The sequence below is a fragment of the Romboutsia sp. genome (assembly GCF_056995035.1).
This window is the reverse complement of sequence record NZ_JBXKIW010000074.1, coordinates 148,996-162,156: the sequence shown is the minus strand read 5'-3', so window position 1 is coordinate 162,156 and position 13,161 is coordinate 148,996. Positions and strand designations below refer to the sequence as shown.

Sequence of the window (13,161 nt, the reverse complement as noted above, 5' to 3'; positions counted from 1 at the left end):
TATACTAGTTATTAATCTCAATAGAATATTTGATAAATAAAAAGATTAAAATTAATTCTTTATTAACTCTTGTAACTGATTATATACATTCATAGTCTCATCTTTAGTTTTTTCGTTATATATAAAATAGTTATTTTTCAATTTTACAATAATATATGGTTTACTCTTATTATAAATATATACTCTACATTTTCCATATTCTACAGATTTAAAATTACCTCTACTATATTCATCAGTACCTATACCGTTGGTTCTCAGCCCAAAACTAACCTCATCTACTAACTTAATTTCTTCTATATCACTTTCACTAAATTCATAATCATAAGAAGGATAATCAACACTTACACTTTCATTTGATATATTAATCTTATGATTAGTAAATTCCATACTTAATAAATTAAAAAATAACGGCATCAAAAGCACTGCACATATTATAAGTCCTGAATAATATGATAATTTACCTTTTTTAGTAGCTAAATTATAAGTATATACATTAAATCCAAATCTAGGGCTTACTTTTGAATTACAATCATTTTCATTATAATATTTATATCCATCTATCCAATACTCATCGTCATCTGTATAAATAATTTCCTTATCCATTTTAAGTAGCTCTTCTTCTAAACTTTTTATTCTATTATTAGTATAAATAAATCCTACAAAAGTAATTATAGAGCCTAAAATAGCTATAATAGTTATAAAGTAATAACTTATATTAATAACTTCAAATATTAATAAATATGTAAACAAGAAAACTATACTTGAAGTTAGAGATGTAATAAAACAAACAATTGAATTTAAGTATTTTTCTTCTTTATTCAATATATAATTAATATCACTATTTTGGCTATATACTTTTAATCTAATCTTATTACTTCCTTTAAATCCTACAAAATATAATAATATTAATATACCTATTAATATAAATGCTATAAAAGTTGTATACTTTAAATCTTCATCATACTTAACTATAGATATAATAAGTGGAATCAAAGATATACCAAAAGGTATAATCATATACTTATCAGGTAAAGGCATCTTATCTTTTAACTTACTTATCTTAGTATCCATATTTACAGCTCTTTTTTCGCCAATAAACCATTCTTTATCTTTTTTCAACTTTGTAAGCTTTCTATTCATAAGTACATAAGGTTGCCTAACTAACCATTCTGCCACAACTAGGCTCCATATAATAAAATATACTATTGATAAAACTTCCTTATTTATAAAAAATGTTGGTAATCCAGTTAATACAACTACTAAATTACATATATTGATTTTGTTTTTATAATCATCAATCATCTTTAAAACATCATCATCACATAAAGCTTGAGTTGGAAGGGTAACTCCAAATAAGATATTTCTTCTTGGTTTAGTTGCACTCTTCATTGTAACATAAACCACAATTGTAATCATGACAAATGCAGGCATTAAGATAAAATTCATCATATACTTTATTCCCCCTATTTATTATCTAACGACACACCTTTCATCAGACTAAATATATTCTCACACATATCCATAAACTCTTTTTTTTCTACCCCTTTGATACTCGCCTCGGATATAACTAAATTCAAGTCTTCCTCTAGCTTTTCCTTAAACTCTAACTTTCCACCAGAAAGTAAATTAACCTTAGCCCCATGTCTTCTATCAATTGTGATAAAACCTTCTCTTTTTAAAAGGCCGTAAGCCTTATTAACAGTCATAGGATTAATCCCTAAATCCTCAGCCATCTGTCTAACAGTAGGAATACCTTCTCCCTGAATAAATTCCCCCTTACCAATTCCTATTACAATCTCATTTCTAAGTTGTAAATAAATAGGAACTTCACCTTCAAAATTCAAATTAATAATCATTAAAATCACCTCAATTTTAAAATAATTTGCAATCAAAAACAAAGTATTATTTGTATTATATATAATAATACAAATAATACTTTGTTTCAATACTTTTCCATATTCTATTTTTTGATTTATTTCATCTACTTTTATTTTTAACTCTTCACATTCTAATTTATCTAAGTATTTCTCTTTTAGTTTTTGTATTTCTAGTTTATCTTTTGTAAGTCAAATCCGCGTTTTTTAGGTAGTTTTTTGCAGCATAGGCTTCTATTTCTTCCACTTATTTTTATTAGTCTTTCTTTGTATGGCTTTAATATATCTTCCATTTCTTTCACCTCTCATATCAAGTTTATTAACATGTGAGGTTTATTTATTCTATATTTTTTTATGTGATATTCATTTTTTAATAATTAACTATTTAGTATCTATAAATTCAAAAATATCCTTAATATTATTCCACTTAGCATTTTCATCTTCTTTATTAAATTTCATATCTTCATATAAATTTTTAAATGTTATATTTTTTACATATTTCTTTCTACATAAATTGGTTACATTTTCATCTTCTGGTGAAATGTATATTAATTCTACATTGTCTATTTCTTTGAATGCTCTTTTGTCATTTAGTTTTTTTAGATATTTATCCTCATAGTTTTGATATTTCTTTTTCTTGTTTGAATTTGCTTTTATTTTATTAAAATCATCCATTAAAAATTCTGCACTTTTCTTGTCTTTAATTTTCTTTATAACTTCTAAATATTTTTCCATTTGTTTCGTACATATAGTTTTTGTTGTTTTAAGTTCAACTAAATATAATGTCTTTTTAACTTCATTTATTAATAAATAATCTATATTAAATGATTGATTACTATTCTCATACTTAAAAGGAAATTCTTTTGCTACAAATTTTATTCCTTCTTCTTTTCCATCAAACCCACATTTGTTTACTATTTCCTCCACACTAAACATAGATAACAAAGTATCTACAACCACTTCACATTTATATTTAGGTATATCATAATCTTCTTTTATTACATCTATTAACTCCTTTGCAAATTCCATATTACATTCCCCCGGTCTTATATTAGTATCCTGGATATTTTTCTATCCATTCATCATTTTCCTCATACCTAATTAATAAATCTACTGATATTTTCTCTAATAAATCTTTTAATTCAATACATTTTACCCAACTTGTCGGTATACCTTCTATTCCTATATATGCACCTAATATATTTCCTGTTATAGCCCCAGTACTGTCACTATCCCCGTCATGATTTACTGAACAAATTAAACCTTCCTTAAAATCATCTTTATATTTTATAGAACTGTATGTTGCTATTGCTAAAGCTTCTTCTCCTACCCATCCCCCTCCGATCCTTTCTATTGCATCACTATCTGATAGATTACTATCTACCAGATTCATAGCTTTTTCAATTATATCTATACTTTCCTCGCTACCTTTGAAGTTCTTAGCTATATCTATAGAATATTTTACTGCCTCTACAATTCCCATTCCTTCTATAATACATGCAATTATACAAGATAGCATTCCTGCTGATAGATATCCACTTGGATGTCCATGAGTTATAGCAGCGCATTCACATCCTATTTTAAAAGCTTTTTCCTTGTTAAATAGTAACCCTATAGGAGCTACTCTCATGACTCCACCACAACCTTTACTGTTGTTGATTGGTTCTTCTATACTTCCCATTTTCCCACTTCTAAGTGCAGTTAAGCAAGATCTACCTGCTGCTCTATCTTCAAATAGTTCATCATAATTTAATAGATAACTATTGTACATCCATTTATCATATCTTTGTATTTTATCTTGAGTATATAGCCATCTTAGGTAGGCATAGTAAACTACTGATGGTGGGTGGCATATTCCTTTTTGATTTCCGCGCGAGTGTGCTCTAAGTATTCCTTCTGCTGTAAATATAGTCATTTGTGTGTCGTCTGTTATTTCTGCTAAACCTTTTCTATTTTTTACTAGATTTGTTATTCCCCTTAATCCGTATATATCCTGTATTTCATCTAAATAAATAAATTCAACAGGCCAACCTAAAGCATCACCTATAGCTCCCCCTAGTATGCATCCTTTTAAATAACGCTCTTTTCTTTTCATGTATTACCACCTTCTTATTATTCATTAAGCAAATATATTATCAGATTTCCTTTCCCAACAGTTCTTCCATTTGCATCAACTGTTCTATTTTATTTTGTATAATATCTACCTAATAATCTCCCATTTCTATATCTTAATGCTTGATCCATAGCATACATTCCCCATAATTATAACTATATGGTTAATCTTCTTTTTCAGATATAGTTTATTTATTTTGTAAAGTGTTTTATTCCTTCTTTTATAGATCTATCCATTTCTATTGAAAACTCTGCACTTGTTTTTCTGCTATACATTAATTCACCAAAGTTATCCGGATCATGCGTGTTAGTTTTTGGCATATTTTTTTCTTTACGTTTAAACATATCTTTTAGTTCATCTTCGTCTAATCTCTTATATCCATTATCAAATACAACATATTCTTTATCGAATCTATCTCTATAAACTCTTTTAATATTTTCTGGATAATATCCAAGTGTTATCATCGCTGCTGGGAAAGTATAATTGGATAAGTTTAAAAGTTCTTTGTGTTTTTCATAATTTTCCATTATATCACCTATGTAACAAGTACCAATGCCTAAGCTTTCGGCTGCAATAACTGCATTTTGACAAGCTATTAGTGCATCATTTACACCTAACATAAAATCATTCATACCTGGAGATTTTATATTTTCTACATTGCATATTTTAAAATAGTCATACCATTTTTGCATGTCTGCTAAAAATATTAATATTACTTTTGCATTTTTTATAAATGGTTGATTGTCACAGGTTTCACTTAAAGTTTCTTTTAATTTTTCATCGGTTATCTTTAGTATTGAGTACATCATCATATTTCCTGCCGTTGGAGCTTTTATTGCACTATCTATTATTATATCTAAATGTTCTTTGCTTATTTCCTTATCTTTATACCTTCTAAGCGACATTCTATTATTTATATTTTTTATAACATCATTCATACCTATTACCCCCAATTCTATTATTTATATATAATAAATAGTATTATATTATTTTTGAATTATCTATATTTTTTAATTTTATAATCCTTGGTACTACTTTTATTCAAAGGTTATCCATATAAAATTAGGTGCTATAGTTTCCTTACATGTAAAAAAACCACCTCTTTCATGGGTAGTCTGACTTATTTTCCTCTATTTAGTTTACTATAGCATTATTTCATTCCTATAGTTTTTATATCTATGTAATTCCAATAAGTAAAGTCTTATTGGAATACTGTAAACTTAAATTCTATAGAAATCCCCCTGATAATCTACACCAACCAAAAATCCTATAAAAGATGCAAGAACTAATTTCAGTAAATGTTCAAGTAATAACACTATCAAATGACCCTTCTTTCTGTTTTAAAATATAAAATCAATTCCGATTGTGCAATATTTTGCCACCTACGAAACAAAACGTTCCTCCCCTTAGATTTTATATTATTTTTAGAAATTATTAAAGCCCTCTCATATTTGAGAAGGCTGTTTAAATTACTACATATCCTTTATCTATAAGTTCATTAATAGCAACTTTAGGTATGTCCTTAATTACCTCAAATTCATCTTTTTTAATGGTAACTTGCTTATATTCGATTAAACTACCATCCTTTACATTATATATTTTCCCATATATATATTCATTTCTTCTCAATATCTTTTGTTCACATAAATGATCAATATATTATCCTATTAATACATCTATTTCTTTTATTAACTTACTTTTTAACTTCTCTTCTTGTTTTGATAGATTTACTCTATTTGATTTATTATTTTTGACTTCAAAAGTATTAGTAGTATTTTTATTTATTATTTTACCTATATTATTTTTTGAAGTTTTCATAGCTATTTTTTGTTTATTTTCATCTGCAATATTTTTAGCTAAGTATGTTACTATTAGTCATTAAATTTCTGTATATAATAATCTCCATGTCCTATAGCTTTAAAATAGTCATATGTTATATTTAATTTAAGAGATAATATCAATTAATTTACTCTTTCATTAGTATATTCTATAAAAGTCATTTATGCATTACATTTAGCTTTATCTTTATTTAATTTTTTTAATTCTTTTAATGCTGTTTTTTTATTTTCCTTATAAACTAATTCTTCTGATTCTATGTCTATAGCCATTTCATAATATTTTAATGCCTGCTCATATTCATTAACTTTTAGGAAATTACACCCTATATTATTTAATGATTGAGAACACTCATCATCTAATTGTGATGCTTTTAAATAATACTGATTTGATAAATCATATCTTCTATTTCTAGCATATATCCATCCTAATCTAAAATTAGCCCAATGAATATCACTATCTATATCTAATGCATTATGATAATAGTTAATTGCAATATTATATTTTCTTAACTCATAACAACAATCGCCTAATATTATAAATGCATCACTTTGATTTTCATAAACTTCTGTTATATACTCTGCCACTTCCATAGCTTTTTCGTATTTCTCTTGTTTTAAATAACAATCAGCTTTGGTATAAAGCGCATAAATATTATCTTCCTCAATCTCTAATACTTGATTTGATGTTTTTATTGCTCCTGTATATTTTTCATTGTCAAACTGTATTTTAGCTCTAAAATTCAATGCTGTTATATCTTCTTCATTTTCTTTTAGAAGTACTTTTATAATTTCTTGTGCCTTTTTTTGATCTGCACTATAATAGCATTCTATTAATGCTTCTTCCTTGTATTCAGTATCTAGATTTTCAAATCTAAAATCTAACTTATTTCCTTTTATAGTATTTTCCCATCTAGTTAAAAGTTGTAAATTATCAACTTCAGTTAATCCACCCTTAGAAAGTGGTTTTATATGATCTATTTGGAAGTACCTTTTATTTTTACTTCTATATCCTCCACTAGCGCTGTTATAATAATCCTCTTCATCTTTATGCTTATTGTAAACAGCGTCAGATATTTCTCTCCATAGATTTATATCTAATTTCTTTATTTGATACATACTTAATTTTTTAAAATCTATTGGATTTTGCTTAACAACTGGAGCTTTTGTACTTTGTTTTGCAAATCTATTTCTAATTTCTCTATCTATTTCACTATTAAATAATGTAAAATCATCATTGAAATATATATTCCAACCTAGTGATTTATCTTCCCATTTATTTCTTATATATTCAGCTTCTTCTATCCTATTAAATCTTTTCTCTAGAATCTCATCTACTAACTTTGATATATCAAAATCTTCTCTTCCTTCAAAAGGTATAAACTCTGGATATTCTCCTGTTAGTTCATAATATCTTAAAATATCTTTTATATCTTCTTCATTGAATCCTATATCTAAATCATATCCTTCAAATATTTCACTCAAAATATAATCATACATTTGATTTAACTTTTCTTCTGTAACTTTATTGTCTATAACATTAAACTTCTTAAATATATAATCTAAGTTTTCTATCAATTGTTCATAAGGTTGTTTCAAATTATCAAAAACTAAAACTTCACAGTTTTTATCTATATCTTCGTCTTCATCAAATATATTAAAATAATATGATCCTAGTGGTACTAAGTCTAAGTAATTACATCCTATTTTTTTCTTTTCAATAGATGAATCCATAAGTTTTGCAAACTCTTCTATCATCTTGATAGGAACTAGTGTTGTTGAAAGATATCTTTTATCACCCTTTGTACTCTCATCGAAATCTCCGAAACTTAGTAAATTTTTAGGGCTAACCCAATTTATTCTATATTGCCAGTCATCTATAAAACTTACTACATATGCGTCTTCTGTTCCACCAGCTCTTTCACCTCTAAGACCTCTACCAATCATCTGATTCATAAGTATAGATGAAGTTGTTGGTCTAGTTAAAAATACTGTTTGTATATCTGGTATATCAGTACCTTCTGTTAGTATATTAACATTTACTAGTATATCTAATTTATTGTTTCTAAAATCTTCAATCTTTCTTTCATTTTCTTCTGTACTTATACTAACTCCAGTTATACCATCTTTTATACTAGAAACTACAAAATCACTTTTTACTCCCTTATTATTAAATAGAGCATTTAAAGCTATTGCATGGTCTATATTAACTGCAAATACTAGACACTTTCCATACTCATCTTTATTCTCTATATAATTATTAACTATAAAACTATTTCTTTCCTTATTTATTGCAATATCTTTAGCTATTGTATCTGGTAAATTCCTAAAATTTCGTAAAGCATTTAGTTCATTATTGTTAAGCTCTCTTTTCATTTTAAACGCTGTCTTTAAATCTCTAATTATAGGCTTTGATAGTATTCCATTATTGATAAGCGTTTTTAAATCTACACTATAGCAAATTCCATCTGTAAATATTTTACCTAGGAATCCTTTTTCTTTTTCATTAGTTCTCATAGGTGTTGCTGTAAGACCTATTATCTTTAAATTATTTTGACATGTATCCTCAACCATATTTATTATATTTCTATATGTCTTTGCAGTTGCATGGTGTGCTTCATCTATTATCAAACATACATTATCTTTATTATTGTCTAACCACATTTTCAAGTATTCTTTATTATAATTTAAACTGTCTTTACTCGCTATAATGAAATCATCATCTTTATCTATATTAACAGGGTTATCATGTGCCGATGATCCTGAAATAATTCTATATGAAAATTCAGCTCTATTTGGTAAAACATCTTTATATGCACTTTGAGCTGCCGTTTTAAGTGTTTGATTTAAAAGTTCGTGTCTATGTGCTAACCATAAAACTTTCTTATTATTATTTATAATTTCTTTTAATACCCAATAAACAGATGTAAAAGTCTTTCCTCCACCTGTTGGAATAACTAATAATGACTTAAATATATCTTCCTTACTTCCCTCTGTTAAAGCTTTTATAGCTTCTTTTTGATGAACATACAAACTTCTAGGATTGCTAGACTCTGAAACTTGTACCTTTCCTGCAAAATCATATCCTATCCCCATATATTTCTCCTTACTAATATTCATAAATATTTTTACTATTTTTTTCCAATATGTACTATTATATCCTATAATACATTTACTTTCTAGATATCTCTACATTCCAGCCACTTCCATTACTTTTAGTAATCTTTTTATTTTTCTTTAAGCCAGTAAATATCTAAATCGATTTATCTGTATTTAAGCAAAAAAAATGCCGTATTTAACGACATCTTTTAGATACACACTTAATTAACTTATCTATCTTATCTATCTCACACTTAGGATTTCTCCACCAATGCCTACTCCAAATTCTACATATCATCCATCCTCTAGACTCTAAATACTGTTGTCTATGAATATCTCTTTCTCTTGCAGACTTAGAACTATGATACGTAGCTCCATCACATTCAATTCCAAGTACATACTTTGAATTTTTCTTATCATAAATAGCTAAGTCTATTTTATATCCAGATACCCCTACTTGAGTATGAACTTCATATCCCCTCTTAACCAACTCATCATAAACTTCTGCTTCAAAATCACTATCATAATCTCTTCTTAAGCCATTACTTTTTATAGAAGTATCAAGTAAACCATTTAGTATAAATCTTTGTTCTTCTTTATTATCATTTGAAACAGCTCTTACATACTGCAAATACTTCTTCAATAATTTAGCACCCTTATTGTTAGGATTTTTAACTAAAATTTCTTCAGGCTCTATAGATGTAACTACATATATCTTTTTCTTTGCTCTACTTATAGCAACATTTAATCTATTTTCTCCACCGTCGTGATTTAATGTCCCAAAGTTGCTTGACACTCTACCATTTACATTTTTAGCATAGGCCGTTGAAAATATTATTATATCTCTTTCATCACCTTGCACATTTTCAATATTTTTAACAAATAAACTTACGTCCTCATCATTATCAACTCTATCTATTTCTTCTATATATACCTTTTTAAACTCATCATCTTCTTGAGCTCTTTTTTCTAGTAAATCTTCAATTAAATCCTGTTGCTTTTTATTAAAAGTAATTATACCTATAGTATCCTTATTTTTTCTTTCCTTAAATAACTTACCTACTAAATCAATAACTTCCTCAGCTTCTTTTATATTCTCATTATTTTCCCACATACCATCATCAACTTTGATTCTTTCAATAGGCAATCCATAATCATTATTTTCACATACATTAGGAGCTATTTGAAGCCTCCCATCATAAAAAGCATAATTTGAAAAATTTATTAACTCTTCACTTTGTGAACGGTAATGGTAAGTAAGATGTACATTATCATAATTAATTTTAGCTAAATCTAATAAGCTTTCTTCCTCTAAAGCAGCTAATTTCTCTCTATTTTCCTCATCATCATCATCAATTTCTTCTATATATCTAGATGAAAAAGTTGATGATGGTCTTAATTGTTTATCATCACCTGCTACAATTACCCCTTTAGCTCTAAATATAGATGGTATTGCATTTTCTACATACATCTGTGAAGCTTCATCAAATATTACCATATCAAATAATTCCTTCTTTAAAGGCATTATCTCTGATACAGTTTCTGGACTAAGTAAAAAACAAGGGAATATATCTAAAAGCAACTTATCATAGATTTCTATATATTTTCTTATCGGATATAAAGCTCTTTTTTTATTAGCTTGATGTTTGAAATCCTTATATGTTTTGTGTAAAGTAACTTTATATGTGTTTTTATATCCTTTATTTAATATATATTCACCAGTTAACTCTTTTTTCTTTTCTATAGTACTCTTAATTTTATTTACTATATCATTAAACTTATCTATTCTTTTCAAGTTTTCTTCAACTTTATTTTCTTTTTCAATTTCATGTATATGATCTAATGTAATAAACTCCACTAAATTATTTAAATTCTTTTTATAATTATCTTTATTTCTATCATAACAATGAGTGAGTATATGCTTTTCTAACTTATTAAAAGTTGAAACTATTTCTAAATCCTTTCTATGCTTTTCTACAAAGTTTAAAGCTTCTATAATACTTTCAAAGTGCTTAGTTAAATCTTTGCACTTTAAAAATTCTTGAACAACTGTATTATAAGCTCTTTCATTAATAGCTTTTTTAACTATACTTAATTCATTTAATATCTTTAAAATATCCCTGTATATCTCTAATGATTTATTACATATTTCATTTTCCTTTTGCATATATAAAAGCTTATTTTCCTCTTCCTGTTTCTTATTCTTAGAATAATCTCTCCAATAAAAAACACTCCACCATCTACCATTGTTTAATTTTTGCAAAATATAACCATTATTTTTACTATTTAAATCCTTAGCAAAATCTAATACTCTTTTTTCTTCTAAATTAATTTCTTTACCTTCAAACATAAGCATTATACTATCATAGATTTGTTTATTAGAATCTCTCTTATGCATTATCATATTTATAGATTTTCTAGACTCTTTTATATTTCTAATAAGCTCATCTATATCCATAAAATTCATTTTATAATTTATATCTTCTATATAAGAATTTTTAATTCTCATATCTTCGTAATTTATAAATGCACTTAACTTTGTATCATCTAAATTATTAACTACTTCATTTAATTGTTGATACTTATAACTTTTAAAACTATTTTTTCTTCTAAACTTTAAAAATTCTTCATACCTATAATCTTCTTTAGATACTATATCACTACTAATTGCATACATCTCTTGAAGTGATATACCATAATCTCTTTTTTCATTTAATACCTTTGCCAAAGACTCTAGCATTTGTATATGTTCATCTATTATTTCAGCATTTAAGCTTATATTATTTTCTAAGTTCATATCATTTACTTTTACATCTTCTAAAGCATTTTTTATTTTCTCGTAAAAAGCCTTTTTATCTTTATTAGCATCATGTACTATTATAGCTTTACTATTTAATGGCCCTAACCTATTATAAATAACATCTAGTGCTGCCTTTTTTTGTGACACCATTAAAACCCTTTTATTCTTTGCCAATGCATCAGCTATTATATTAACAATAGTTTGAGATTTACCAGTACCTGGTGGACCATAGATTACTAAATTTTTAGATTCACTAGCTTTTTTAACAGCCTTTTCTTGACTATAATCTAAATTAGACACAAAATATAAGTCTTTTTCACTAAAAGATAACTTACCATGTTCTTCTTTTATTTCATAATCTCCGATACTTACATTATTTTTAGTATGTAATAAATCTTTTAATAATTGACCTTTATCTTTACCTTCTAAACATTCATAATCTGTGTATATAGAGTTTGATATAGGAAACTGTCCTAAAACAGTATAGTTTTTTATAAATAATGTGCCTATATTATAATTTGGTATATTCTTTTCTGTGTATTCTCTAAATTTTTCAAATTCATTATTCTCATATATTATATGGATATCATTTTTCTTTAGCTCTTTTAAGGTGTCTTGTATAAAGTCTTCATTAAGAGATTCACACTTAACTTCCATATCAAATGCCTTAGTTTCATTAAATTTACTGTGTGCTAGTATAAACACTTTATTTAGTAATATTGGACTATCTACGTTGTTTAATAAAGATACTGTAGACCCATTTATATTTATTGATACTGGAAATAAAAATAGTGGCGCTCTTACAAATGAATTATCTTTAAACTTCCCTTCTACAAATGGATATCCTATATATAGTTCATCTCTTCCTGTTTCTTTCTTTAATGCTGTTATTTCTTTAGATAAAGATTTTAAACTATGTGTGTATGCTAATATATTATCTAATTGATTTTTAAGTTTTTCTTCTTCATCTTGTAGTACTTTTCTATATTTTTGATTTATTTCATCTATTTTTATTTTTAATTCTTCACATTCTAATTTATCTAAGTATTTCTGCTTTAGTTTTTGTATTTCTAGTTTTTCTTTTGTTTCTAATTCTTCTTTTATTTTTCTTAATTTTGAGGTTGATAGTTTATATGGATCATCTATTATATTGAACTTTTTTTCATGTCTGTTTATTAGCCATTTTTTAAGTTCTTCGTTTTTTATTTCATTTATCTTTTGTAAGTCAAATCCTCGTTTTTTAGGTAGTTTTTTACAGCATAAGCTTCTGTTTCTTCCACTTATTTTTATTAATCTTTCTTTGTATGACTTTAATATGTCTTCCATTTTTTTCACCTCTCATATCAAGTTTATTAACATGTGAGGTTTATTTATTCTATGTTTTTTATGTGGTATTCATTTTTTAATATTTTGGATGAAGTTTATAGATTATACAATTTA

At 26.1% G+C, this 13,161-nt stretch carries 9 protein-coding genes; all 9 read right to left on the bottom strand.

All coding sequences use genetic code 11. The features are described from left to right. Positions 1 to 51: 51 nt before the first annotated feature. Positions 52 to 1,449: a PH domain-containing protein gene (locus AC11VW_RS12165; protein ID WP_484301691.1), complete on the bottom strand. Its 1,398-nt coding sequence runs from the start codon at positions 1,447 to 1,449 to the stop codon at positions 52 to 54. Between the two features lie 14 nt (positions 1,450 to 1,463). Next, positions 1,464 to 1,856 carry a GntR family transcriptional regulator gene (locus AC11VW_RS12160; RefSeq protein WP_484301690.1) on the bottom strand — a complete coding sequence of 131 codons (393 nt, stop codon included), beginning with the start codon at positions 1,854 to 1,856 and terminating at the stop codon, positions 1,464 to 1,466. Positions 1,857 to 2,255: 399 nt separating this feature from the next. Then, entirely contained in the window at positions 2,256 to 2,903 is a 648-nt protein-coding gene (locus AC11VW_RS12155) for a hypothetical protein (protein WP_484301689.1), read from the bottom strand. 22 nt (positions 2,904 to 2,925) lie between these two features. After that, a complete protein-coding gene (locus AC11VW_RS12150) occupies positions 2,926 to 3,969 on the bottom strand; it encodes an ADP-ribosylglycohydrolase family protein (RefSeq protein WP_484301688.1) in 1,044 nt (347 codons plus the stop codon). Between the two features lie 209 nt (positions 3,970 to 4,178). Then, positions 4,179 to 4,925 (bottom strand): nitroreductase family protein, encoded by a 747-nt coding sequence (locus tag AC11VW_RS12145; protein WP_484301687.1) that lies wholly within the window; start codon positions 4,923 to 4,925, stop codon positions 4,179 to 4,181. 526 nt (positions 4,926 to 5,451) lie between these two features. Continuing rightward, positions 5,452 to 5,616: a hypothetical protein gene (locus AC11VW_RS12140; RefSeq protein ID WP_484301686.1), complete on the bottom strand. Its 165-nt coding sequence runs from the start codon at positions 5,614 to 5,616 to the stop codon at positions 5,452 to 5,454. Between the two features lie 30 nt (positions 5,617 to 5,646). Further along, entirely contained in the window at positions 5,647 to 5,805 is a 159-nt protein-coding gene (locus AC11VW_RS12135) for a hypothetical protein (RefSeq protein ID WP_484301685.1), read from the bottom strand. 182 nt (positions 5,806 to 5,987) lie between these two features. After that, positions 5,988 to 8,918: a DEAD/DEAH box helicase family protein gene (locus AC11VW_RS12130; RefSeq protein WP_484301684.1), complete on the bottom strand. Its 2,931-nt coding sequence runs from the start codon at positions 8,916 to 8,918 to the stop codon at positions 5,988 to 5,990. A 199-nt stretch (positions 8,919 to 9,117) separates the two neighbouring features. Next, entirely contained in the window at positions 9,118 to 13,047 is a 3,930-nt protein-coding gene (locus AC11VW_RS12125; protein WP_484301683.1) for an AAA domain-containing protein, read from the bottom strand. Positions 13,048 to 13,161 lie beyond the last annotated feature (114 nt).

Coding starts and splice junctions, on each gene's coding strand:
- AC11VW_RS12125 (WP_484301683.1), bottom strand. CDS start 13,047: ATGGAAGACATATTAAAGTCATACAAAGAAAGATTAATAAAAATAAGT.
- AC11VW_RS12150 (WP_484301688.1), bottom strand. CDS start 3,969: ATGAAAAGAAAAGAGCGTTATTTAAAAGGATGCATACTAGGGGGAGCT.
- AC11VW_RS12155 (WP_484301689.1), bottom strand. CDS start 2,903: ATGGAATTTGCAAAGGAGTTAATAGATGTAATAAAAGAAGATTATGAT.
- AC11VW_RS12135 (WP_484301685.1), bottom strand. CDS start 5,805: ATGAAAACTTCAAAAAATAATATAGGTAAAATAATAAATAAAAATACT.
- AC11VW_RS12145 (WP_484301687.1), bottom strand. CDS start 4,925: ATGAATGATGTTATAAAAAATATAAATAATAGAATGTCGCTTAGAAGG.
- AC11VW_RS12165 (WP_484301691.1), bottom strand. CDS start 1,449: ATGATGAATTTTATCTTAATGCCTGCATTTGTCATGATTACAATTGTG.
- AC11VW_RS12130 (WP_484301684.1), bottom strand. CDS start 8,918: ATGGGGATAGGATATGATTTTGCAGGAAAGGTACAAGTTTCAGAGTCT.
- AC11VW_RS12160 (WP_484301690.1), bottom strand. CDS start 1,856: ATGATTATTAATTTGAATTTTGAAGGTGAAGTTCCTATTTATTTACAA.